The organism is Streptomyces sp. NPDC048434 (assembly GCF_043200375.1).
In the GTDB taxonomy this organism is placed as follows: Bacteria; Actinomycetota; Actinomycetes; order Streptomycetales; family Streptomycetaceae; genus Streptomyces.
The window spans coordinates 124370-149090 of sequence record NZ_JBICXQ010000025.1 but is presented as its reverse complement, the minus strand read 5'-3'; the positions used below and the strand labels follow the sequence as shown (position 1 = coordinate 149090).

Here is a 24721-nt window from a genome sequence, read left to right as displayed (position 1 = left end):
CGTGAGCGACTGGCTCATCTATCGTGGCGCGGGGGCACCGCACGACGGAATTGAGCACCTTCCGCCGCCACCCCCGTGGCGCGATTTCGACGGCGGCCCCCTCGTGGCGCCGCCGGCCGCCCTCGACCCCTCCTCCGAGCGCAGGCTCGGCGTGCAGCACCGGGAAGCCAGCCACCACCGCCCCGGCGAGACCGAGCGCGAGCTGGTCAACGCCGCCCTCTATCTGCGCCGTCCGCTACTGGTGACCGGCGCGCCGGGCAGCGGCAAGAGCACCCTGGCGCATTCGGTCGCCTATGAACTCGGCCTCGGCCGGGTGCTCGGCTGGCCGGTCGTCAGCCGCAGCACGCTCCGCGACGGCCTGTACGACTACGACGCCATCGGCCGCCTCCAGGACCTCCAGATCGCCCGCGCCGCCCCGACCGCGGAGGACAGCGGGGCGGCGTCCGGCGCGGACCCCACCGACGAACCCGGCGGCGGCATCGGCCGCTACATCCGCCTCGGCCCGCTGGGTACGGCCCTGCTGCCCGCCACCCGGCCCCGTGTCCTGCTCGTCGACGAGCTCGACAAGAGCGACATCGATCTGCCCAATGACCTCCTCAACGTGCTGGAGGAAGGGGAGTTCCGCATTCCGGAGCTGGAGCGGCTGGCCGGATCCGCCCCCGAGGTGGAGGTGCTCAGCGACGACGGCGCGCAGGTGACGGTGCGCGACGGCCGGGTGCGCTGCCATGCCTTCCCCTTCATCGTCCTCACCAGCAACGGCGAGCGGGACTTCCCGGCGCCCCTGCTGCGCCGCTGTATCCACCTCCACATCCCGGTTCCCGACAAGGAGCGGCTCGCCGCCATGGTGCGGGCGCACTTCGGCGAGGGGGCGGCCGAGCGCTACGAAGCGGTGATCGACCGCTTCCTGGACCGCGAGCCCGGCGATGTCCGCGCCGTCGACCAGCTCTTCAACGCCATCCACCTCACGCAGAAGGCCGGCTGGACGGACGAGGACGAGGAAGAGACCCGACGGCGTCTGACGGCGGAGCTGATGCGGCCTCTTGATCGGACGAGGTGAGTGCGGTGCCCCTCGGGGAGCCCGGCCCAGGCCCCCTCGACGAACTCGTCGGCCGGCTGACCGCGGCGGGGCTGCCGGCCGACGCCCGCGGGATGGCCGACGCCCTCTGGCTCGCCCAGTGGATCACCCCGGACGCGTCACGGGCCGACGGCTCCCCGGAGCCCGCGCCCACCCGTGCGGAGGGGCCCGACGGTAGAGATCCGGCCACATTCCGGGTGGGAACGGCCGTATCGGCGGATCCCGATGGCGCCCGCGGAACACCACCGGCCGACGACGGCCCCGGTGCGGCCGACACGGACCCGTCCTCGTCCGCGCTCAGGGACGGCGCCCGGCGCCGTGTCGCGGAGCTGCTGCCCACCCGGGACGAGCGGCTCCCCGACCATGACCGGCAGCGCCTGGGCGAGGTCGCGGTCCCGACCGCCTCCGCGTTCCCCGGGCTGCTGCCGCTGCAGCGCGCGCTGCGGCCCATCCAGCGCTACCGCCCGCCGGTCGCCCCGGTCCGCCGGAAGCTGGACGAGCCCGCCACCGCCGAGCTCTCCGCCCATGCCGAAATGATCATCCCGGTGCTGCGCGGGGTGCACCGCCGTGCGGCCGCACTGCGGCTCCTGATGGACGGCTCGTCCTCGATGGCCGTCTGGGAACAGATGCTGCACGACCTGCGCCAGGTCTGTGAACGGGTGGGCGCCTTCCGCGATGTGACGGTGCACTACCTCCACCCGCACGGCGCGGACATCGGCGTCGCGGCGGCCCCCGGCCCCGGCCGCCCGCTGCGCCCCGCCGACCAGCTGCACGACCCGACGGGCCATCACCTCACCCTCGTCGTCAGCGACTGCGCGGGCCCCCTCTGGCGGGACGGCCGGATGCAGCGGCTGCTCTACCGCTGGTCGGCCGACGCCCCGCTCGCCGTGGTCCAGCCGCTGCCGCAGCGGATGTGGGCGCGCACCCTCCTGCCCGCCGTCGCCGGCACCCTCGTCCGCCGCCAAGGCCCCTACCAAGCCCTCGGATTCCGGCCGGCCCGCCGTCGCCGGCGTCCCGCCGGGGCACCGGGAGCCCGGCCCGAAGTGCCCCGCGAACGCGCCATTCCGGTCCTCTCCGCCACCCCCTCCGCCCTCGGCTCCTGGGCCCGGCTGGCCGCCGCCGACGCCGGTCTCTCGCTGCGCGGCGCGGCCTCCGTCGTACGGGCCGACCACGGCGCCGGGCAACCGGCCGGACCGCCGCCGGCCCCCGAGCGCGCCGCACCGGCCCGTATGGTCCGCGAGTTCGACCAGCAGGCCTCCCCCGCCGCCCGGCTGCTCGCCGTCCATCTCTCGGCCGTCCCACTCGCCCTCCCCGTCATCCAGCTCGTCCAGCGCGCGATGCTCCCGCAGACCGGCCCGGCCGAGCTGGCGGAGGTGCTGCTCAGCGGCCTGGTCACCCAACTCCCCGCGGAAGAGCGGGCACCGGGGGAGCAGGCCGGGGTGAGCGGCCCGTGGTACGACTTCGTGCCGGGCGTGCGCGACGAACTCCTCGGCCGGCTCAGTGCGGGCGAGGCCGCCCTGGTCCTCAAGCACTGCTCGCTCTACATCGAGCGCACCTTCGGCCGCAGCGCCCGCAACTTCCCGGCCGTCGCGGTCGCCATGCTCTCCGGCAGCGGCCGTGAGCCCGAGACCGGCCAGCGCGCCGTGCCCGAACCCTTCGCCCGGGTCTCCGAACGCGTGCTGCGCCGCTTCGAACCGGCCCTGCGCCCGCCCGTCCGGCGGCCGTATGCGTCCGACGGTCCCGCCGCGGAAGGCGCGGCCCTCCTGGAGCGCTACGAACAGGACCGCGCCGTCCGGGATCTGATCGAGGCCGTCCGGCTGCTGCGCGCCGCCACCGAACGGCTGCCGGTGGCCGGTACCGACCTCGCGCGCGCCCTGCTGCACGCCTGGGCGAAGTGGCGCCAGCCGGACGCCCTGGAGGAGGCCCAGCGCGCGGCACGCGCCGCGGAACGCGCCACGGCGGAGGGGGCCGCCGACGACCAGGAGGCCGCCACCGCCGGCCGGGAGGCCGAGCGCACCCGGGCGCTGATCGTGCTCGGCCGGGTCGGCCACGCCCGCGCCCAGGAACGCCGGACCGCCGGCACCACGGCCGAGGAGCGCACCGCGCTCGCCGACGCGGCCCGTCATCTGCACGCCGCCTGCGGGCTGATGAGCCTGCTCGACCCCCGCGTCCTGGAGAGCATGGTGCTCCGCACCGAGGTCCTGCGCCGCCTCGCCGGTCTGCCCGCAGACGACGGACTGCCGGGAGCCGGCGAGCTGCCCGGGGCCGACGACCTGGCCGCCGACGACCCCCTCGACGAGGCGGAAAGTTCCCTCACCACCCTCCTCGACCAGTGGCCCAGCGGCGAGCAGGTACCCGGCGAGGTCTACGCCGCCCGGGGCGGTGTCCTGCTCGACCAGGCCCGCCGGGCCGCGCGCAGCCGCGAGGAAGGGACGCGCCCCGCCGAGGCGCTCGCGGTACGCGCCGCCGACGACCTCGACACCGCCGCCGTCCTGCTGCGCCGCCGCGGCAGCGCCGCCGACCGGCTGGTCTGCGAGACGCTGCTCGCTCTGGCGGCGGCCCGCCAGCTGAACGGCGGCGCGGGGCTGCCGTCCGTGCTGCCCACCCTCGAACGTGCCCGTGCGATGGCCCGGGAACTCGACGACCCGGCCCTGGAAGCGGACGGCCTGCGCCGTACGGCCGCCGTCCAGCGCGCCGTACACACCCGGACCGGCGCCCTGACCGCCCTGGACGCCGCCATCGCCGCGCTGGCCGCCGCGCTCCGTCTGACCACCCCCGATTCGCCCGAGCACAGCGCACTGCTCGCCGAGCGCGGCGCGGCGCTGCTGCTGCGCGCCCGGCAGGAGCCGGCCGACGGACCGGGCAAGCGGCTGGCCAACGAGGCGGTGCACGTCCTGCGCGAGGCGCTGGGCCGGGCCGGGCCGCAGGACCCCGACCTCGGCCACCACCGCCTGCTGTTCGGCCGCGCCCTGCGGCTGCGCTACGAACGCCAGCCCTCCCTCGCCGATCTGCACGAGGCCGACTGGATCCTGGAGCTGGCCGCCCGCGGCGTGGACGTACCGGACGCGGTGTCGGCCGAGGCCTGGCTCGAAGTGGGCGACATCCAGCTGCTGCTGGACCGCCGCTTCGACTCCCGCGAGCGCCACGACCGGGCCGCCGCCTGCTTCCGCCGCGCCGCCGCGGCCGCCCGGCGGGCCGACAGCCCCCTGCTGGCCGCCCGCGCCCACCACCGCCGCGGCGAGGTCCTGGAGGTCACGGCCGGTCCCCGTTCCGCGTTGCACGCCTACCGCGAGAGCTGGGAACAGTGGCAGCGCGCCGCGGAGGAGACCGGCGCCGAGGCCCAGCGCACCCGCGCCCGTATGCGCGCCCTGGAAACCACCGGTTGACCGCCCCGAGCGCCCGTCCGGCTGCCTGGCCGTCCGCACCGGAACGTGTTTCTGTGGACGGGAGTTCGGGAACACACCCGTCCAGCCGGCCAGAGGAGAGCAGCGTGGCGACTACCCCCCGCACCGAACCGGCGGTGGCTGCCCCGCCGGGGCCGTCGCCCGAGCGGCTGCCGGATTTTGCCGGGGTTGACGTGGGCGTTCTGGCGGCGCGGACGGATCACGCGGTGCTGGGAGAGGTGGCGGCACTGCTGCTGCGCAACTGGCCGGCGGCGGACGACGCCGTGGCGTATTACGAGGACGGCCCGGAAAAAGCCTTGCATTGACAGGCAAGAACGATTGTTTTTGGGCAAACGTGCAAGGGAACCGGCCAGTTGCTGGGGGAATTCGGTTCCATGATTGAGACGGGAGCCATGTACCAGTCAACGGGCGGGAGTTGACGATCCCGCACCTCGACGCAGGCAGACGAGTGCAGGGGGCGACGCCGTGGCGGGGGAGAAGACCGGCCGGACCGCCGTCGTGCCCTTCCAGCAGTTCGTCCTGAAGGTCCACAGCCGCTGCAACCTCGCCTGCACCTACTGCTACATCTACGCCGGCCCCGACCACAGCTGGCGCACGCGCCCGCCGACCGTCCCGGCCGCCACCGTCCGGCAGACCGCCCTGCGCATCGCCGAACACGCCCGCACCCACCGGCTGCGTGAGGCCCGTATCGATCTGCACGGCGGAGAGCCGCTGCTCACCGGCCCCGGGCCGCTCCTGGAGCAGGCCGCCGCGATCCGCGCCGCGCTGCCCGCCGACTGCACCGCCGATTTCGGCGTACAGACCAACGGGACGCTCCTCACCCGGGACATGATCGACACCCTCGCCGCCGCGGGGTTCCGGCTCGGCCTCAGCCTGGACGGCGGCACCCCCGGCCTCAACCGCCGCCGTATCGACCACGCCGGGCGGTCCTCCTGGCCCGCGGTCTCCCGCGCCGTACGCCTGCTCCATGACCGGCCCGACGTGTTCGCCGGCATCCTGTGCACCATCGACATCACCGCCGACCCCGCCGCGGTCTACGGCTCACTGCGCGCCATGGACCCCCCGATGGTCGACTTCCTGCTCCCGCACGCCAACTGGTCCAGCCCGCCGCCCGCCCCCCTCGGGCCGGCCGGCCGCACCCCGTACGGCGACTGGCTGTGCACCGTCTTCGACCTGTGGTGGGACGGCAGCCCCGGGCCCCGGGTGAGGGTGTTCACCGAAATCCTCGGTCTCCTCCTGGGCCGCCCCAGCTCCAGCGAGGCGGTCGGTCTCTCCCCCGTCGTCGCCCTGGTCGTCGACACCGACGGCGCCATCGAACAGGTGGACTCGCTCAAATCCACCTATGAGGGCGCCGCCGCCACCGGCCTCGACGTCTTCCACCACACCTTCGACGAGGCCCTGGCACACCCCGGCATGGCCGCCCGCCGCAGCGGCCGGGAAGGCCTCGGTGCACAGTGCCGCGGCTGCGCCCTGGTGGAGGTGTGCGGCGGCGGCAACTACGCGCACCGCTACCGCGCGGAGGCCGGCGGATTCGCCAACCCGTCCGTCTACTGCGCCGACCTGGAACGCCTGATACGGCACATCGCGGCCCGGCTGGACGCCACGGTCGCGCTCAACTGACGTGCCTTCAACATGACCTGACGCACTGTCGTCATATCGGGGGACACTTGGGCTATCGTGCCAAAGAGCCAGGGCGTGCCTGATGAGACAGCCTCTGCACGCGCGCACCATCGCATCTCAGGGAGACGGTCGCATGGTCGATCAGGCCACCTTTTCCGGTCCCACCGGCTCCAGCGAGCACATCACCATCAGCTATGCGGGCTTCACCCGGCCCTGGGCGGCGTGGATCTCCCATCAGCTGGAGCAGCAGGGCCATGGCACGACCCTGCTGCGCTGGGACCCCCAGGTGGACACCGCGCTGGTGGAGGAGCTGTCGGGGCTGCTGGCGGCCGAGGGCCGGCTGCTGATCGTGCTGGACGACTGGTACTTCCGGCTGGGCCCCAAGACGCAGGAGGAGTGGACGGCCGCGCTGCGGGAGGTGGTCTCCCCGCACGCCGACCGGTTCGCCGCGGTGAGCGTGGCCACCCAGAGCCTGCCCGCCACGGCGTCCCTGCTGCGGCCCGCCGACCTGCGCGACCTGGACGCCCACGAAGCCAACCGCCGGGTGCTGCAACGGCTCGGCATCGCCGGTCCGGGCCGGGCCGTGGAGGAGGAGGAGGCGCCCGGCGCGCCCCGCTTCCCGAACAACCCGCCCGAGGTGTGGAACATCCCGCGCCGCAACAACCGCTTCACCGGCCGCGACAATGTGCTCGAAGAGCTGCACGGCAAGCTGGCCGGCTCCGGGGCGGGCGCGGGCCCGCCGCTGGAGACCCGTATCGCGCTGTACGGCACCTCCGGCGTCGGCAAGAGCCAGATCGCCGCCGAATACGCCCATCGCTTCGGCAATGACTACGACGTGGTGTGGTGGATCAGCGCCACCAACCGCGGCGCCGCCCGTGAACAGCTCGCCGAACTCGCCACCCGCCTCGGCCTGCCCGTGGGCCGGGAGCTGGGCGACCGCATCCGCGCCGTCCACGAAGCGCTCCGCGTCGGCCGCCCCTACCGCCGCTGGCTGCTGATCTTCGACAGCGCCGACGACATGGAGCAGATCGAGGACCTGGTCCCCGACGGCCGCGGCCATGTCCTGATCACCACCCTCACCCGCGACTGGTCGGGCTCCGGCAGCGCCCAGGAGATCGAGGTGCTGCCCTTCGACCGCATCGAGAGCGTCGCCTACGCCCGGCGGCGGGCACCGCGGCTGACGCCGATGGAGGCCGATCTGCTCTCCGACGCCGTCCAGGACCTGCCGCTGCTGCTCGCCCAGACCGCCGCATGGCTGGACGCCAACCCGATGTCGCCCAAGGAGTACATCGAGCTGATCCGCCGCGGTGAGCCCAGCCTGGTCGGCATCCGCATCTCCTCCGACTACCCCATGGCCTTCCAGACCAGCTGGGCCATAACTCTCAACACCCTGCGCGAGCGCAGCCCGGCCGCGGTCGAACTCCTCAAGCTGTTCGCGTTCTTCGCCCCGGACACCATCCCCGTCCCGATGCTCGCCAAGGCCCGCCGCGGCGACCTGCCCGAACACCTCGCCGACCTGGCCGCCGAACCGATCAGCTGGAACACCGCACTGCGCCGGCTGACCGAATCCACCGCCGTACGCCTCGACTACCAGGTCTCCCAGGACGCCGACCCGGCCGTGGAAACCGCGCTGATGCACCGGCTCTACCACCGGTTCCTGCGCAGTGACATGACCGAGGACGAGCGCGATCTGATGGCGGCGACGGCCTGCCGGGTGCTGGTCACCGCCGATCCGCAGAACCCCGCCGACACCCGCTACTGGGAGCGCTACGCCGAACTCATCCCGCATCTGGAGCCGGCCGGCGTCCTCGACAGCCCCGAGCCCGCGGTCCAGCAACTGCTGCTCAACTGCGTCGAATATCTGCGGGTCCGCGGCGAGTACCGCATGGGCCTGCGACTGTGCGAACAGTTCATGTCCCGCTGGCGCACCCGCCTCGCGGCCACCCAGCGCACCATGCTCGTGCTCACCCACCAGCACGCCAACATGCTGCGCAGGCTCGGCCGCTACCGCGAGGCCGAGGCGGTCGGCAGCGCCGTCGTCGACCAGCTCTCCGCCGACCGGGACCCGGCCGACGCCGACCTGCTGCGGGCACAGGACGGCCTGGCCGGCACCCTGATCGCGCTGGGCTCCTACGAGCAGGCGTACGACCTCTTCGATGCCGTCTGGCGGGCCTATGCCGCCCTGCTCGGCCCGGAGGCGCCCCGCACCCTCTCCTCGCGGCACAACCTGGGCACCGTCCTGGCGTTGCTCGGCTGCTACGAAGACGCCCTGGTCACCCACCGCGAGGTGCTGGCGTTCCGGGAGCGCGAGCTGCGCGCACGGCACCACCTCACGCTCAACGCGGGCACCGCGTACGCCCGTACGCTGCGCCTGCTCGGCCGCTACCGCGACGCCACCTCCGGCCAGGAGCTCAACGCCCGGCTGCATCTGCAGGTCATGGGACCGCACACCCCGCAGACGCTGCGCGCCGAGCACAACCTCGCGCTGTGTCTGCGCCGCTCCGGCGAGGTCGCCCGCGCCGCCACGCTGCTGGCCGACCTCGTCGAGCGCTCCCGCCGGGTGCAGGGCCCCCGCCACCCCGAGACGCTGATGGTGCGCGCGGACCACGCCACCTTCCTGCGCGAGCACGGCGACCTCGGGCACGCCCGCGACCTCGCCGAGGAGGTCGCCGAGCGCTACCGCGCCCTGGCCGGCGAGCGCCACCCGTACACCGTCGGCACCCTGGGGAACGTCGGGCTGGTCCGCGCCGAGTTCGGGGAGGCCGCGGAGGCGCTGGAGCTCGCGGACCGGGCGCTCGGCGGGATGACCGAGGCCATGGGGCCCGACCATCCCTGGACGCTGGGCTGTGCGCTGAACGCCGGTGCCGCCCGTAACCGGGTGGACGACGAGGAGGGCGCGGTGGAGCTGGGCCGCGCCACACTGGAGCGCGCCAAGGCGACGCTGGGCGACGCCCACCCGCTGACCCTGTCCGCGAAGACGGCACTGGCCGAGGACCTGCGGGCGCTGCGCCGTGGCCAGGAGGCGGCGAAGCTGGAGCAGGAGGCGATCGGGCAGCTCTCCGAGACGCTGGGCGCCGAGCACCCGCACACCCTCTCCGCCAGGCGCCGCCGGCGCCCGTACTGGGACTTCGAACCGCAGCCCGTCTAGCGGGCACCGCGAAAAAGGACCACCGCATGCGCAAGGGCCCGCCCCCCACAGGGGACGGGCCCTTCCGCTCGTGCCTACCGGTTCTCCGGCGACCCCGGCGCCTTACGCGTCGAAGGCCTCCGCGACCAGCTGTGCCTGCTCTGCCTGGTGACGCTTGGCGGAGCCGACGGCCGGGGACGAGGAGTGCGGCCGCGAGATGCGGCGCAGACGCTCGCCGTGCGGGACATCGGCACCGACGGCCAGGTCGAGGTGGTCGATCAGGTTGAGGCCGAGGAACGGCCACGCACCCTGGTTCGCCGGCTCTTCCTGGGCCCACAGGTACTTCTCGGCGTTCGGGAACTTGGCGATCTCCGCCTGGAGCTCCTTGCCGGGAAGCGGGTAGAGCCGCTCGATACGGACAATCGCCGTAGCAGCAGCCGCAGCGTCGGTCGCGCGCCGCTTCTCCCGCTCGGCCTCCAGGTCGTAGTAGACCTTGCCGGAGCAGAAGATGACCTTGCGGACGTCCTCGGCCTTGACCGTGGAGTCACCGATGACGGGGCGGAAGCCGCCCGTCGTGAACTCTTCCGTCTTCGACGCCGCGGCCTTCAGACGCAGCATCGACTTCGGGGTGAAGACGACCAGCGGCTTGTGGTGCGGGTTGTGGACCTGCCAGCGCAGCAGGTGGAAGTAGTTCGACGGCAGGGTCGGTGCGGCGACCGTCATGTTGTTCTGCGCGCACAGCTGGAGGAAGCGCTCGATCCGGGCCGAGGAGTGGTCCGGGCCCTGGCCCTCGTAGCCGTGCGGGAGCAGCAGGGTGACGCCGGACGTCTGGCCCCACTTCTGCTCCGCCGAGGAGATGAACTCGTCGACGACCGTCTGGGCGCCGTTGACGAAGTCACCGAACTGCGCCTCCCACATGACCAGCGCCTCCGGGCGGGCCAGGGAGTAGCCGTACTCGAAGCCCATCGCCGCGTACTCGCTCAGCAGCGAGTCGTAGACGTTGAAGCGGGCCTGGTCCTCGGAGAGGTAGAGCAGCGGGGTGTAGTCGTTGCCGGTCTCCCGGTCGATGAGCACCGCGTGCCGCTGGCCGAAGGTGCCGCGGCGGGAGTCCTGGCCGGCGAGCCGGACCGGGGTGCCCTCCATCAGCAGCGAGCCGATGGCGAGGGTCTCGCCCATGCCCCAGTCGATGGTGTTGTCCTCGACCTGGGCCGCGCGGCGCTGCAGCTGGGGCAGCAGACGCGGGTGGACGGTGACCCGCTCGGGGATGTTGACCTGCGACTCGGCGATCCGCTTGACGACCTCCTGGGAGATCGCGGTGTCCACGTAGACCGGGAACTCGGCCTTGGGCTGCGGCACCTCGGGGGCCACCGGGGCCGTCGTGGCGTCGCGGACCTCGGTGAAGACCTTCTCCAGCTGGCCCTGGAAGTCCTGCAGCGCCTGCTCGGCCTCTTCCAGCGTGATGTCGCCACGACCGATGAGGGACTCGGTGTAGAGCTTGCGCACCGAGCGCTTCTTGTCGATCAGGTCGTACATCAGCGGCTGGGTGAAGGCCGGGTTGTCCGACTCGTTGTGGCCGCGGCGGCGGTAGCAGATCAGGTCGATGACGACGTCCTTGTTGAACGCCTGGCGGAACTCGAAGGCCAGACGGGCAACGCGGACGACGGCCTCGGGGTCGTCGCCGTTCACGTGGAAGATCGGCGCCTCGATCATGCGGGCCACGTCGGTGGCGTACATGGAGGAGCGGGCCGACTCCGGGGCGGCGGTGAAGCCGACCTGGTTGTTGATGACGATGTGCACCGTGCCGCCGGTGCGGTAGCCGCGCAGCTGGGACATGTTCAGCGTCTCCGCGACCACGCCCTGACCGGCGAACGCCGCGTCACCGTGCAGCTGGATCGGCAGGACCGTGAAGTCCGTGCCGCCCTTGTTGATGAGGTCCTGCTTGGCGCGCGAGATGCCCTCGACGATCGGGTCGACGGCCTCCAGGTGGGAGGGGTTGGCGGCCAGCGAGACCGTGATCTGCTCGCCGTCCAGGCCGGTGAAGACGCCCTCCTGGCCCAGGTGGTACTTCACGTCGCCGGAGCCGTGCATCGACTTCGGGTCGAGGTTGCCCTCGAACTCGCGGAAGATCTGGGCGTAGGACTTGCCGACGATGTTGGCGAGGACGTTGAGGCGGCCGCGGTGGGCCATGCCGATGACGACCTCGTCCAGGCGCGACTCGGCCGCGGAGTCGATGACCGCGTCCAGCAGCGGGATGACGGACTCGCCGCCCTCCAGCGAGAAGCGCTTCTGGCCGACGTACTTCGTCTGCAGGAAGGTCTCGAACGCCTCGGCCGAGTTCAGCCGGCGCAGGATGCGCAGCTGCTCCTCGCGCTCGGGCGACTTGTGCGAGCGCTCGACCCGGTCCTGGATCCACTGGCGCTGCTTGGGGTCCTGGATGTGCATGAACTCGATGCCGGTGGTGCGGCAGTACGAGTCGCGCAGCACGCCCAGGATGTCGCGCAGCTTCATCATGGACTTGCCGGAGAAGCCGCCGACCGCGAACTCGCGCTCCAGGTCCCACAGGGTGAGGCCGTGCTCGGTGATGTCGAGGTCGGGGTGCTTGCGCTGGTGGTACTCCAGCGGGTCGGTGTCGGCCATGACGTGGCCGCGGACCCGGTAGGAGTGGATCAGCTCGAAGACCCGCGCGGCCTTGGTGACGTCGTCGTCGTGGGAGGCGTCGATGTCCCGCAGCCAGCGGACCGGCTCGTAGGGAATCCGCAGCGACTTGAAGATGTCGTCGAAGAATTCGTTCCCGCCGAGCAGCAGCTGGTTCATGATGCGCAGGAACTCGCCGGAGGCGGCGCCCTGGATCACCCGGTGGTCATAGGTGCTGGTCAGCGTCATGACCTTGGAGACACCCAGCTTGTTCAGGGCGTCCTGGGAGGTGCCCTGGAACTCCGCGGGGTAGTCCATCGCGCCGACGCCCATGATCATGGACTGGCCCGGCATCAGACGCGGCACGGAGTGCACGGTGCCGATGCCGCCCGGGTTCGTCAGCGACGCGGTGACTCCGGTGAAGTCGTCCATCGTCAGCTTGTTGTCGCGGGCCCGGCGGACGATGTCCTCGTAGGCCTGCCAGAACTCGAAGAAGGTCAGCGTCTCGGCCTTCTTGATGGCGGCGACGACGAGCTGGCGGTCGCCGTTCGGCTTCACCAGGTCGATGGCCAGACCGAGGTTGATGTGCTCGGGCTTGACCAGCGTCGGCTTGCCGTCCTTCTCCGCGAAGGAGTGGTTCATCGACGGCATGGCCTTGAGGGCCTGCACCATCGCGTACCCGATGAGGTGGGTGAAGGAGACCTTCCCGCCACGGGCGCGCTTGAGGTGGTTGTTGATCACGATGCGGTTGTCGAAGAGCAGCTTCACCGGGACCGCGCGGACGGACGTGGCCGTCGGCAGCTCCAGGGAGGCGTTCATGTTCTTCGCAACGGCGGCCGAGGGGCCGCGCAGGGTGACGAACTCGGGACCGCCCGTGACCTCTCCGTCGGCCTTCTGAGCGGCGGCCTTGGCGGCCGGCTTGGCCGGCGCGGCCTTCGCCGGAGCGGCCTTGGCCGGGGCCGGCGCGCTCGCGGCCGGCTTCGCCGGGGTGACCGGCTGAGCGGCGGCGGGCTTCGCCTCGGCTGCGGCGGGCGCCGCCGGGGACGACTGCGCCGGGGCTGCCGGGGCGGGGGCTGAGCCCTCCGCCGGCTGGCTCGGCGCGGTGGCACCGCCCGGCTTGTAGTCGGCGAAGAAGTCCCACCAGGCTCGGTCTACCGAGTTCGGGTCCTGGAGGTACTGCTGGTAGATCTCGTCGACGAGCCACTCATTGGGACCGAACGCGGCGGCAGGGTTCTTTCCCTGCCCCTCTTGGTCGGTCGAGATGCTCGAGCTGTTGGGGGACTGTAGCGACACGGCGGCAACCGCCCTCTTCCGCTTCCTAAGGTGGTGGACAGCGGGAATAAAGGCTACGCCTGTTGTGACCCTTGATGCAGGCTGGGAGGGGTACTCGTCGCGTACGTCACATTCCCGGAGGGGTTTCGGGGCACGACTTGGCGGGAAACACACGAAGTTTGCCTGTGTGCGGGTAGGGCTCATCGCCGTGGGACCCCGACAGGAGTGCTTCCACCACCGACCCTACGTCAGCGGCTGTCAGCTTCGAGCTGACTCCATCCCCGGAAGAGTGACCCGAATCCGGCAACCACGTGGAGATTCGGCCACGCCGATGCGTCCGCCGTGCAGATCCACCGCCCAGCGCGCGATGGCCAGGCCCAGGCCCGTACCCCCGTCGGAGCCGGGGCCCGAGGGGGCGGGGCCGCCGCGGTTGAACCGCTCGAAGACCCGGTAGCGCTCCGACTCGGGAATGCCGGGCCCCTCGTCCTGCACGTCCAGCTCCAGGCTCTCGGCGCCCTCGCCGCGCCGCGCATGCACCGTGACCCGGCCGTGCCGCGGACTGTGCTTGATCGCGTTGTCGATGAGATTCGCCACGACCTGGTGCAGCCGCTCGGCGTCCGCGTGCGCGGTCAGCTCCGGCGGCGAGACATCGAGGTGGAGATGGACGTCCGTACGGGTGTGGGTGCCGGAGCCGGCCACCCCGGCCAGCGTGGCGGCGCCCCGGCTCATATTGGCCTCCTTGAGCACCCCGGACAGATACGGCCAGACCTCGAAGCGCCGCGCGTGCAGCGGCACCACCCCGTTGTCCAGCCGGGACAGGTCCAGAAGGTGCTCGACGAGGCGGCCCAGCCGCTCGGTCTGCTGCAGCGCCGTCCGCATCGTCTCCGGGTCCGGCTCGCTGACCCCGTCGACGACGTTCTCCAGGACGGCGCGGAGTGCGGCGATCGGGGTGCGCAGCTCGTGCGAGACGTTGGCGACCAGCTCCTTGCGGTGGGTGTCCACCGCCTCCAGGTCGGCCGCCATCCGGTTGAAGGCGTCCGCCAGATCGCCGAACTCGTCGCGGCGCTCGGAGCGGACCCGGCGGCTGTAGTTCCCGTGCGCCATCGACCGGGTGACATCCGTCATCTCGTCGAGCGGAGCGGTCAGGTTGTTGGCCACGAACTGGGTGATCAGCAGCGAGGCGATGATCGAGAAGATCGTGATCACCCGCAGCTCGGTCGCCGAGTGCATCGCGACGAAGACCAGCAGCGTGGTGATGATCACCGAGACGCTGACCAGGGCCCCGAGCGCGGCCTTCACCGAGCGGTACGGATCCAGCGGGCGCAGCGCCTCCCAGACCCGTTGCCACAGCTCGCTCACGGGCCTCCGCCACCACTGCCGCGTCATGCGGCCGGGGTCTCCAGGGCGTAGCCGACGCCGTGGACCGTACGGATGCGCTCGGCGCCGATCTTGCGGCGCAGTGCCTTGATGTGGCTGTCGACCGTACGGGTCCCGGAGGCGTCCGCCCAGTCCCACACCTCGGCCAGCAGCTGCTCACGGGAGAGCACCGCGCGCGGGGTGTTCGCCAGGCAGACCAGCAGATCGAATTCGGTGGGCGTCAGATGGACGTCCGAGCCGCGCACCCGCACCCGGCGCTGGGCATGGTCGATCTCCAGCTCGCCCAGCCGCAGGATGCCGCTGCGCGGGGTGTGCGCGGCCAGTGCGGCGCGCTCGACCCGCCGCAGCAGGACGTGCACCCGGGCGGCCAGCTCCCGCATCGAGAACGGCTTGGTCATGTAGTCGTCGGCGCCGACGCCGAGGCCGACGAGCATGTCGGTCTCGTCGTCCCGGGCGGTGAGCATCATCACGGGCACCGGTCGCTGGGCCTGGACCCGGCGGCACACCTCCAGGCCGTCGAAGCCCGGCAGCATCACGTCGAGGACGAGCAGATCCGGCTGCCAGGCCTCCGCGGTCTCCACCGCGGCCGGGCCGTCGGTGGCCGTCTGCACCTGGAATCCCTCGGCGCGCAGCCGGGCCGCGATGGCCTCGACGATCGTCGGGTCGTCCTCCACGACCAGCACCCGGCGCTGGGCGCCCGGCGTGGCAGCGGCGGCGCCGCCCTGCGTTGTCTGAGTCTGGTCCATCGCCCGCCCCTGCATGTCCCCTGCGTGGTCGCGTATTGCTGGGCAGCAGCGTACGGGCATGGTGCGACTGTCGGCTACGCGCCCTTCCGCGCAAGATGGACCACGTCAGGGACGCCTCGGACAACGGGGATCTCTTCCGTATGTACCCCGCTGAAACCGGCATTTCGCAAGGCGTCCTCGAAGGACGGCGAGGGTTGCGCGGACCAGACGGCGAGTACTCCGCCGGGAGTCAGACGGTCACGGCAGGCGGCGAGTCCACCGGGGGAGTAGAGGCTGTTGTTGTCCTCGGTGACGGTCCAGTCGGGGCCGTTGTCGATGTCCAGGCACAGGGCGTCGTAGGTGTCCTGGCCCGCTTCCGCCCGCAGATGGGCGACCAGGTCGGCGTGCAGGACCTCGCTGCGGGGGTCGGCCAGCGCGGCCGCCGAGACCGCCGAGAGCGGGCCCGTACGGTGCCAGTCGATGACCGCCGCCTCGCGCTCGACGACCACGATCCGGCCCCAGCGCGGCTGTTGTGCCGCGCGGACCAGGGAAAACCCGACGCCGAGGCCGCCGATCAGCACGGCAGGCCGGGCCCGGCCGGCCGGCAGTGCGGCCAGTGCGGCATCGATCAGCAGCCGCTCGGACCGGCCGTCGGAGGTGTCCATCAGGAAGCAGCCGTTGGCGATGATCTCGTAGATCACAAGGGGTGCGGCGGAGGCGCCCGAACCGTCGACTCCCGGGCCCGCGGGAGGTCCGCCCCGTTCCCGCAGCACCACCTCGCCGTACGGGCCCTCGCGGCGGTCGAGCGTGCGCGGGCCCTCGGGGAGGCCGGTCGTTGCCTGCGTCGGAGTAACGGGAGCCATGGCGTCATGGTGGCCATACGGGCCGCGGCGGTCCAACGCTTTGGGCGGGATTCCGCCGCCGGTGGCACGGACGTGATGCCTGTTCCGAGGGTTGCCTGATGTGAGGGATGTCACTCACACAGCTTCTTCATGGGTTGAGCGTGCAGGCTGGTCCGGAACGTAGGGCTGGGCAGAGGAATCACGGCCGAGGGACACGGGCGTGGCTGACCGGATGTGCCATGGACGGAAGGGGCCTCGGACAAGTGAGCTGGCTGGGAACCGCCGAGAGCGCACGGGCCGATCGCGCGCCGTCCGTGATACCGGGGCCGGGCAACGGGCCGGACGCAGCACCGGCCGTCCCGCCGGCCCTGCTGCCGGGCATTCCCCGGCAGCGCGAGCCCCGGCAGGCGCTCGCGGAGGCAGCGGAGCCCGCCGTCCCCCGGACGCCCCCGCGACGGCGGCTGCTGCCCGGTCCCGTCGGCACCCCCTTCACCTTCGGCTACGGCCTCCTCCTCGTGGCCACTTCGCTCTTCGCCGAGTACGCCGACCCGGCGCTGGTCTCCGAACTGCTCCAGGGCTCCAGTACGGACGTCGTCCATCTGGCACAGGCTCCGCTGCTGGTGCTGCTCGCCAGCGCTCTGTGGATCGCGGGCGGTGTGACCTCCGCCTACGCCCTCGGTTTCCTCTTCGTCCTGACGGCCCTGGAGCGGCGGATCGGCGGGCTGCGCACCGCCGCCGTCTTCTTCGGCGGCCATGTGCTGGCCACCCTCGCCACCGAGGTGCCCGTCGCCTTCTCGGTCGCCGCCGGCCGGCTGCCGGAGAGCTCACTGCACCGCCTCGACTACGGCATCAGCTTCGGCGTGATGACCAGCATCGGCGCCCTCGCGGGCCTGCTGCCGGCCTGGTTGCGCTGGCCGCTGCTGGCCGGCGTCGGCTACCTGGCCGTGACGGATCTGCTGGCCTACGCCGACCCGATGACGGAGTGGGGCCATCTGCTCTCGCTCACCCTGGGCGTCGCCGGCTGGCCGCTGCTCCGGCGCTGGCGCACCCGTCTCGCCCGGCCCGCGCCGCTCCTGGGCGACCTGGACCATCCGGCGCTGCAGGGCGTGCGGACCTACTGAGCGTCCGGGAGCCGCGGGCTCACGGACGGACGGTCGGCCGACCGGTACGAATGGGCGATGGCGTAGGCGCAGCCGCCCAGCAGGGCCACGCCGGACAGCACACCGCTGACGAACGGCACCCAGGCCACGGCCGAGGTCGCCGCCATGCCCAGTCCGGTCATCCCGAGCGCGGTCAGCGCGATGCCGGGGACGGCGATGCTGCGCCGCTTCCAGACCGCCATCAGCGCGACGAAGTGCAGACCGACGATCAGCGCGATCCACGCCACGGCGGTCTCCGGGGGAGCGCCCGCCGCCCGCAGCGCGAGATTGCCGCCGATCAGCAGCACCACCTCGGCCCCCACGACGAACGCGAACTTCCCCCGGAACCAGTCCGCTCGGGGAGCCTCGGCGTCCTCCTCGGCGGGCTGCCCGTGGCGCCCGGCCCGCAGTCCGAGCGCCAGCAGCCCGGCGAAGGTGAGCACCGCGAGCACCCGGAGGGCGATACCGATCGCGGGATTCAGCGGGTCGTGTGCGTTGGCGACGACGAAGATCGTCCCGAAGAGTGCGCCGATGAAAACTCCGGACATCCGCTGCAACATGCGGTGAAGGTAGCAGTCATGACGGGGTGTGAGGAGGAAACCGGCCCACTCGTCCCGTGCGGCCCGTCCGGACCGGGCCGCGCTCCTATCCGAGCCACATGAGCATGCCGTCCCCGTTGTCCGCCGCCGCCCGGAAGAACGGCCGCAGCAGCTCGAAATGCTCGCTCACATAGTCCAGGGGCTCGCCCCGCTCCCAGACGATCGTCGGGTACACCTCCGCCTTGGCGAGGTCCTCCGGGCCGACGCCGGCCGTCAGACGCTCGCCGGATATCTCGGTCAGCGCCCCGGCAGCGGTCCGCACCTGCTCGGGGGTGAGGTAACGGGGCGGACCGTAGCCCCAGTCGTCGGCATCAGGGACGGCCTCCTCGCCGTGGACGATGTCCAACGGGAAGGCCGCCCGGCGCAGCAGGAATCCGAGGGCGTCCCAGGCCTTGTCGATGTCCAGGCAGCGCGCCAGCGCGGGCTGTGGACACTCCGCGGCCTCCGCCTCCATCCGCCCGCCGACCAGCTCCAGCGCCCACGCGGGATCGCCGAGGGCGCGGTCGAGTTCGGCAGGTGTGACGCGTGCGTACTCTCCGATCATGCTCATGGTCCCGAGGCTAGGGGCGACCACTGACAACGCCCGCTGCCGGACGGCCCGTTGCCTTCCCGCAGCGAGCTAATCCGGCCAGACGCGGTGCACCGCCGCCGGCTGGGAGAATGGTGGCTCCTTCCGAGCGCGGCCCCGTGCGGCGCTCGCCGGCCGCAGGAGAAGCACCTTGTCCCCAGACCGTGAGCAATCGATTCCGGACACCGTCGATCTCGGCCTGCAGTCCGACTGCGGCAGCTGCTTCGGGCTCTGCTGTGTCGCGCTGCCGTTCGCGGCCTCGGCGGACTTCGCGATCGACAAGGACGCCGGCCGGCCCTGCCCGAATCTGCAGACGGACTTCCGCTGCGGCATCCACACCGACCTTCGCCCGCGCGGCTTCTCCGGCTGCACCGTCTTCGACTGCTTCGGCGCCGGGCAGAAGGTCTCCCAGGTCACCTTCGGCGGGCAGGACTGGCGGCAGGCCCCGGGGACGGCCCGGCAGATGTTCGACGTCTTCCCCGTCATGCGGCAGCTGCACGAACTCCTCTGGTACCTGGCCGAGGCGCTGACCCTGCCGGCGGCCCGCCCGGTACACGCCGACCTGCGGGCCGCGCTGGAGAAGACCGAACGCCTCACCCGCGGCAGCGGCCAGGAGCTCACGGCGCTCGATGTGCCGGCCCACCGGGGCGAGGTCAATGCCCTGCTGCTGCGTACCAGCGAACTCGTACGGGCCGCGGTCCCGGGCCGCACGAAGGAGCGGCGGGGCGCCGATCTCATGGGGGTCCGCCTCAAGGGTGCCCGCCTCCGGGGCGCCAACCTCCGCGGGGCCTGTCTCATCGCCGCCGACCTCAAGGGCGCCGATCTGCGCACGGCGGACCTGATCGGCGCCGATCTGCGGGACGCGGACCTGGGCGGTGCCGACCTCACCGGCGCCCTCTTCCTCACCCAGTCGCAGCTCAACGCGGCCAAGGGCGACGCCGCGACCAAGCTGCCGGAGGCCTTGTCCCGCCCCGCCCACTGGTAGCGCGCCGCGAGTGATCGCTCACAGCGAACGCACCTGGGGGAACATCTCCCCTCCCGGCTGCATTGAGTGAGTAAAGCTCAACTTGTTTGCCGAAGGGGAGATCATGGCTTCGACGTCCACATCGCTCACTCTGCCCGTGCTGCCTCTCGATGACGAGGTCGTGCTCCCCGGCATGGTGGTGCCTCTGGACCTGTCCGACCCGGACGTACGAGCCGCGGTGGAGGCCGCGCAAGCCGCCGCCACCTCGGGTAACAAACCGCGGGTGCTGCTTGTGCCCCGCGTCGACGGGACATACGCCGGCATCGGCACGCTCGGACGGATCGAGCAGGTCGGGCGGCTGTCCGACGGCGATCCCGGCGCGCTGATCCGGGGCCTGGGCCGGGTACGCATCGGTTCCGGCACGACCGGCCCCGGAGCCGCGCTCTGGGTGGAGGGCACCACCGTCGAGGAGACGGTCCCCGATCCGCTGCCCGGTGCGGTGGCCGAACTCGTCACGGAGTACAAGGCGCTGGCCACCAGCTGGCTGCGCAAGCGCGCTGCCTGGCAGGTCGTCGACCGCGTCCAGCAGATCGAGGACGTACCGACGCTGGCCGACAACTCCGGCTACTCGCCGTTCCTGACCACCGAACAGAAGGTCCAGCTGCTGGAGACCGTCGATCCGGTCGCGCGGCTGAAGTTCGCCACCGAGACGCTGCGCGAGCACCTCGCCGAGCAGGACGTCGCGGAATCCATCGCCAAGGACGTCCAGGAAGGCGTCGACAAGCAGCAGCGCGAGTTCCTGCTGCGGCGGCAGCTGGAGGCGGTCCGTAAGGAACTCGCCGGGCTCAACGGCGATCCGGAGGACGAGGGCGAGGACTACCGCGCCCGGGTCGAGGCCGCCGACCTGCCCGAGGACGTCCGCAAGGCCGCTCTCAAGGAGGTCGACAAGCTGGAGCGGTCCAGCGACCAGAGCCCCGAGGGCTCCTGGATCCGCACCTGGCTGGACACCGTCCTGGAACTGCCGTGGAACGAACGGACCGAGGACGCCTACGACATCGCCGGCGCCAAGGCGGTCCTGGACGCCGACCACTCGGGCCTGGAGGACGTCAAGGAGCGGATCACCGAATACCTGGCCGTCCGCAAGCGGCGGGCCGAGCGGGGGTTCGGGCTCGTCGGCGGGCCGTCGAAGGAGACCTCGCGCAGCGATGCGGGCAAGAGTGGCGGTGGGCGACGGGCCGGCGGAGCCGTGCTGGCGCTCGTCGGGCCGCCCGGTGTCGGCAAGACCTCGCTCGGTGAGTCCGTCGCGCGGGCCATGGGGCGCACCTTCGTCCGCGTCGCGCTCGGCGGCGTCCGGGACGAGGCGGAGATCCGCGGCCACCGCCGTACCTATGTCGGCGCGCTGCCCGGCCGGATCGTCCGGGCCATCAAGGAGGCCGGGTCGATGAACCCGGTGGTGCTGCTCGACGAGATCGACAAGGTGGGCTCCGACTTCCGCGGCGACCCCGCCGCCGCCCTCCTGGAGGTCCTGGACCCGGCGCAGAACCACACCTTCCGGGACCACTACCTGGAGGTCGAGCTCGACCTCAGCGATGTGGTCTTCCTGGCCACCGCCAACGTCCTCGAAGCCATCCCCGAGCCGCTGCTCGACCGGATGGAGCTGGTCCGCCTGGACGGCTACACCGAGGACGAGAAGGTCGTCATCGCCCGGGACCACCTGCTGCCGCGCCAGTTGGAGCGGGCCGGTCTGGAGACCGGCGAGGTGACCCTGGAGGACGACGCGCTGCGCAAGCTGGCGGGCGAATACACCCGCGAGGCGGGCGTACGGAATCTGGAGCGCGCGGTCGCCAGGCTGCTGCGCAAGGTCGCCGCACAGCATGAACTCGGCCGGCAGGAGCTGCCGTTCACGGTCGGTGCGGACCAGCTGCGCCCGCTGATCGGGCGGCCGCACCACACCCCCGAGTCGGCACAGGACCCGGCCGAGCGGCGCACCGCGGTGCCCGGTGTGGTCACCGGCCTCGCGGTCACCGGCGCCGGCGGCGATGTGCTCTATGTGGAGGCGTCGCTCGCCGATCCGGAGACCGGGGGGTCCGGGCTCCAGCTGACCGGCCAGCTCGGCGATGTCATGAAGGAGTCCGCGCACATCGCGCTGTCCTTCCTGCGCTCCCACGGTGCGGAACTGGAACTTCCGGTCGCCGACCTGAAGGAGCGGGGAGTGCATCTGCACGTACCGGCGGGCGCCGTTCCCAAGGACGGGCCGAGCGCGGGCGTGACGATGACGACGGCCCTGGCCTCGCTGCTGTCGGGCCGGCAGGTCCGGCCGGATGTGGCGATGACCGGTGAGGTCTCGCTGACCGGGCGGGTGCTGCCGATCGGCGGCGTCAAGCAGAAGCTGCTGGCGGCGCACCGTGCCGGGATCACCACCGTGGTCATCCCCAAGCGCAATGAACCGGACCTGGACGAGGTGCCCGCCGAGATCCTCGAAGCCCTGGAGGTCCACCCGGTCGCAGATGTCCGCCAGGTGCTGGAGCTGGCGCTGACCCCCGCCTCGAACGGGGCCGCTCCGGAGGTACCGGTCGCGGCGTGAGGCCGACGACGGCCGGTCCGGCTCCCCGGGAGGGGGCCGGGCCGGCCGCCGCATGGGTGCATCAGCCGTTGGCGAGCGCCTTGAGACGGTCCATCGTGCCGTTGAAGCGGTTGTGGTCCCCGACGGTCGGGCCGGTCGAGGTGTACTGCCAGATGGTGTGGAAGCCCCAGCCGGCCGGGAGTTCGCCGACCGAGGAGCCGTAGCGCGGTATCCACAGCGGGTTGACGGAGCCGAAGGCGGCGGAGTTGCCGGTGCACTGCTTCCACCAGCTGGTGGAGGTGTAGATGACGGCGTCCCGGCCGGTACGCGCCTTGTAGGTGGCGAACCAGTCCTTCATCCAGTTGACCAGGCCGGCCGCACTCAGCCCGTAACAGGTCGCGCCGTAGGGGTTGTACTCCATGTCGAGCGCGCCGGGCAGCGTCCTGCCGTCCTTGGACCAGCCGCCGCCGTGGCCGACGAAGTAGGTGGCCTGGGCGGCACCGCTGGAGGTGTCGGGCGTGGCGAAGTGGTACGCGCCCCGGATCATGCCGGCGTTGTAGGAGCCGTTGTACTGCTGCGCGAAGGACGGATTGGTGTAGCTGGTGGACTCCGTCGCCTTCACATAGGCGAAGCGGACGCCGCTGTTCCAGAGCGTCGGCCAGGCGACACTGCCGTTGTGGCTGCTGACGTCCACACCTTCGACGGACGCCGCGAGCGAGGACGCCGGCGGCGCGATGCCGGCCGCGGTGCCCTCGTGCCGGGCGATCTGCGAACCGGCCCAGTCCTGGCCGGGATGGCTGGGCTCGGGTGCGTGCCGGGTGGCCGCGGCGCCGGCGGCGCCCGGCAGCCCGAGGAGAAGGGAGAGGGCCGCGAGAAGAACCCCGGCCACGGTCGCCAGGGACCGTGCGGAGCGTTGGGGGGAGCCGGATCTGAGCACGGACATACGTGCCTCCGAAGATCTCGGTGGGTGTGACCTGAGGGGGGAGGAGCTGAGGCATGACGCAGGCGTGCGGACACGGCGGTGGCCGTGGATGACGCGCGGCGGAACCGTTGACACCCTGCCGCCGCTTGGTATGGCCATGCCAGAAATGACGATACGCGCGTAGAACGACGTGACAAAAGAGGGTCGCCGGGCTGCCGTTGGTCTAATCCTGCGAAATACTGGCCGAGCTGCGGCTTCGGCCGCCGATGGCGGAAACTTTCAGGTGAGGGAAAGCAGGAATGGGCGCTGACGTGCACAACACCGGATCCGACGGTACGACGGCGGACGGCGAACCAATTGGTGTGGACCACGTATTTCTGGCCCTGGAACGCGAATTGGCGGTATTTCTCCGCCGGGCCCGTGCCTCCTCCGGCGAATTGGCGCAAGAGGTACATCCCGACCTGGAGCCCTCCGCGTACGGCCTCCTGGTCCGGCTGGCCGACGCCGGCACCCAGCGGGCCACCGGCCTCGCCGGCTTCTTCGGCGTCGGCAAGGCCACGATGAGCCGCCAGTTGCACGCCCTGGAGAAGCTCGGACTCGTCGCCCGCGAACCGGACCCGGCCGACGGCCGTGCGGTCCTGGTACGCCTCACCGACGAGGGCCGCGAGCGCTTCACCCGCGTCCGCACCGGCCGCCGCGCCCAGTACGCCCGCCGCCTCGCCTCCTGGGACCGCGACGAGGTCGCCGAACTGGCCCGTCTGCTGCACCGGCTGAACGCGGAGCAGGAGGGGGAGGAGAGCTGAGGGGTGCCCCCGTACGGTGCCGTGTCCGGCGCCGCCGTACCCCCGGACCTGCGCCGTCGTCGCGCCGTTCCCCGGCGCCGGGAGAAATTCCCCGCCCGCCGGTGATTGTCACGGCGCCACAAAAATCACCGCCGCGTCATCCCGCGCCTTGCCGCGCGGATACGCCGTGCGCTCCGGGTCCGCCGCCTCCGATGCCCGGACCCGGTCGAGCAGCGCCTGGGGGCCCTGTTCGGTCACCAGGGCCACGCAGTCGGCCCAGGAGCCCTCGTGGAAGACCTCGGCCCAGCGGCTCGCACCGTCGCTGAGCGCGGTCAGGGAGCGCAGGCCCGCACGCGGGGTGCTGCCGGACACCGCACGGGCGGCCACCGCCGGATCGGCGGCCGCGGTGAAGAAACCGCCCTCCGTGTTGCGCAGCGCCTCGACCGCACGGGCGTACTTCCGGCCCGCGGCGGCCCGTTCCGCCGAGCCGCGGGGCAGCGCCCGCACGGCGGCGCGCCGTTCTTGGACCGCGGGCGGCAGTTCGTCCAGCCGGGGGTCGCGCACCGGCTGCACCGAGCCGTCCGCCCGCTCCAGGAGGAGAACCGAGTCGGACAGGACGAGGTACTCGACGCTGTCCCCGGACCACCGCGCGGCGACCACGGTTGCCTGCGGAGTGCGGGCGTGAGAAAGGTCACAGGATGCCCGATGGATATCGGCCGTCCGGGAGATGGCCGCGGAGAGAACCTCAGGGAGTGTCATATCCCGGTGTGAAACAGACAGTTCGAGCATTGCGCCACCAAGCCGCGCGGTGAACCACGGCACCGTGTGGCGGCAGCCGTAGTCCTCCTCGGGGGGCGTCACACCGTCCAGCAGGACGAGAGCTCCGCCCTGGCCGGAGGCCGGCACGGCTACCGATGCGTAGTCCTCGTTTGGGCGTTGGGGGTCGCCCGGCTCGGTGGCGAGTTCGATGCGCATGGCCGCAAGTCTGCCGGAGGCCCCGGTCCCGCCCCCGGTGACGGGCGCTCGCGGCGGTGCCGGAGTGCGGCCGGAGCGGCGGTGTACGGAAGGTAAGGACCGCGGTCCGGCGGTCTGCGGGCGCGCATCCTTG

17 protein-coding genes are annotated in these 24721 nt (G+C 72.1%); 9 read left to right on the top strand and 8 right to left on the bottom strand.

The window, feature by feature from the left end:
• Position 1 precedes the first annotated feature (1 nt).
• The 5 genes from ACGFWI_RS27595 (at position 2) to fxsT (ending at position 9247) form a co-directional block, all read left to right on the top strand.
• On the top strand, positions 2–1057 hold the full coding sequence (locus tag ACGFWI_RS27595; protein ID WP_393908730.1) for an AAA family ATPase: 1056 nt from the start codon (positions 2–4) through the stop codon (positions 1055–1057).
• Positions 1058–1062: 5 nt separating this feature from the next.
• The gene (locus ACGFWI_RS27590; RefSeq protein WP_393908729.1) at positions 1063–4461 is read left to right on the top strand and encodes an SAV_2336 N-terminal domain-related protein; all 3399 of its coding nucleotides are present in this window, start codon (positions 1063–1065) and stop codon (positions 4459–4461) included.
• A 104-nt stretch (positions 4462–4565) separates the two neighbouring features.
• On the top strand, positions 4566–4784 hold the full coding sequence (locus ACGFWI_RS27585; RefSeq protein ID WP_393908728.1) for a YxD-tail cyclophane-containing RiPP peptide: 219 nt from the start codon (positions 4566–4568) through the stop codon (positions 4782–4784).
• 160 nt (positions 4785–4944) lie between these two features.
• Positions 4945–6099, top strand: a complete 1155-nt coding sequence (locus ACGFWI_RS27580; RefSeq protein WP_393908727.1) for an FxsB family cyclophane-forming radical SAM/SPASM peptide maturase — start codon at positions 4945–4947, stop codon at positions 6097–6099.
• Between the two features lie 133 nt (positions 6100–6232).
• Positions 6233–9247: an FxSxx-COOH system tetratricopeptide repeat protein gene (gene fxsT / locus ACGFWI_RS27575; protein ID WP_393908726.1), complete on the top strand. Its 3015-nt coding sequence runs from the start codon at positions 6233–6235 to the stop codon at positions 9245–9247.
• Between the two features lie 102 nt (positions 9248–9349).
• On the opposite strand, the gene ACGFWI_RS27570 is transcribed toward fxsT, so the two are convergent.
• The 4 genes from ACGFWI_RS27570 to ACGFWI_RS27555 form a co-directional block, all read right to left on the bottom strand.
• Positions 9350–13153: a multifunctional oxoglutarate decarboxylase/oxoglutarate dehydrogenase thiamine pyrophosphate-binding subunit/dihydrolipoyllysine-residue succinyltransferase subunit gene (locus ACGFWI_RS27570; RefSeq protein WP_393908725.1), complete on the bottom strand. Its 3804-nt coding sequence runs from the start codon at positions 13151–13153 to the stop codon at positions 9350–9352.
• 237 nt (positions 13154–13390) lie between these two features.
• The gene (locus ACGFWI_RS27565; RefSeq protein ID WP_393908724.1) at positions 13391–14518 is read right to left on the bottom strand and encodes an ATP-binding protein; all 1128 of its coding nucleotides are present in this window, start codon (positions 14516–14518) and stop codon (positions 13391–13393) included.
• Positions 14515–15255 carry a response regulator transcription factor gene (locus ACGFWI_RS27560; RefSeq protein WP_393908723.1) on the bottom strand — a complete coding sequence of 247 codons (741 nt, stop codon included), beginning with the start codon at positions 15253–15255 and terminating at the stop codon, positions 14515–14517. Before ACGFWI_RS27560 ends, ACGFWI_RS27565 begins: the two co-directional genes overlap by 4 nt.
• Positions 15256–15329: 74 nt before the next feature.
• The gene (locus ACGFWI_RS27555) at positions 15330–16097 is read right to left on the bottom strand and encodes a spermidine synthase (protein ID WP_393908722.1); all 768 of its coding nucleotides are present in this window, start codon (positions 16095–16097) and stop codon (positions 15330–15332) included.
• A gap of 242 nt (positions 16098–16339) precedes the next feature.
• Here ACGFWI_RS27555 and ACGFWI_RS27550 point away from each other — a divergent pair, with 242 nt between their 5' ends.
• A complete protein-coding gene (locus ACGFWI_RS27550; RefSeq protein WP_393908721.1) occupies positions 16340–17197 on the top strand; it encodes a rhomboid-like protein in 858 nt (285 codons plus the stop codon).
• On the opposite strand, the gene ACGFWI_RS27545 is transcribed toward ACGFWI_RS27550, so the two are convergent.
• Positions 17191–17775: a hypothetical protein gene (locus ACGFWI_RS27545; RefSeq protein ID WP_393908720.1), complete on the bottom strand. Its 585-nt coding sequence runs from the start codon at positions 17773–17775 to the stop codon at positions 17191–17193. The genes ACGFWI_RS27550 and ACGFWI_RS27545 overlap by 7 nt on opposite strands.
• Positions 17776–17860: 85 nt before the next feature.
• On the bottom strand, positions 17861–18358 hold the full coding sequence (locus ACGFWI_RS27540) for a YfbM family protein (protein ID WP_393908741.1): 498 nt from the start codon (positions 18356–18358) through the stop codon (positions 17861–17863).
• 175 nt (positions 18359–18533) lie between these two features.
• Here ACGFWI_RS27540 and ACGFWI_RS27535 point away from each other — a divergent pair, with 175 nt between their 5' ends.
• Together ACGFWI_RS27535 and lon are read left to right on the top strand one after the other, a co-directional pair.
• Positions 18534–19367: a pentapeptide repeat-containing protein gene (locus ACGFWI_RS27535; protein WP_393908719.1), complete on the top strand. Its 834-nt coding sequence runs from the start codon at positions 18534–18536 to the stop codon at positions 19365–19367.
• 103 nt (positions 19368–19470) lie between these two features.
• Complete coding sequence (lon, locus tag ACGFWI_RS27530; protein ID WP_393908718.1) at positions 19471–21930, top strand: endopeptidase La; 2460 nt, start codon at positions 19471–19473, stop codon at positions 21928–21930.
• A gap of 61 nt (positions 21931–21991) precedes the next feature.
• Here lon and ACGFWI_RS27525 read toward each other — a convergent pair whose 3' ends face one another.
• Entirely contained in the window at positions 21992–22852 is an 861-nt protein-coding gene (locus tag ACGFWI_RS27525) for a lysozyme (protein ID WP_393908717.1), read from the bottom strand.
• A 278-nt stretch (positions 22853–23130) separates the two neighbouring features.
• Between ACGFWI_RS27525 and ACGFWI_RS27520 the strand changes: the two genes are divergently transcribed.
• Complete coding sequence (locus ACGFWI_RS27520; protein ID WP_393908716.1) at positions 23131–23634, top strand: MarR family winged helix-turn-helix transcriptional regulator; 504 nt, start codon at positions 23131–23133, stop codon at positions 23632–23634.
• 108 nt (positions 23635–23742) lie between these two features.
• Here the strand turns inward: ACGFWI_RS27520 and ACGFWI_RS27515 are convergent, their stop codons facing one another.
• Positions 23743–24588, bottom strand: a complete 846-nt coding sequence (locus ACGFWI_RS27515) for a hypothetical protein (RefSeq protein WP_393908715.1) — start codon at positions 24586–24588, stop codon at positions 23743–23745.
• Between the last annotated feature and the right edge of the window lie 133 nt (positions 24589–24721).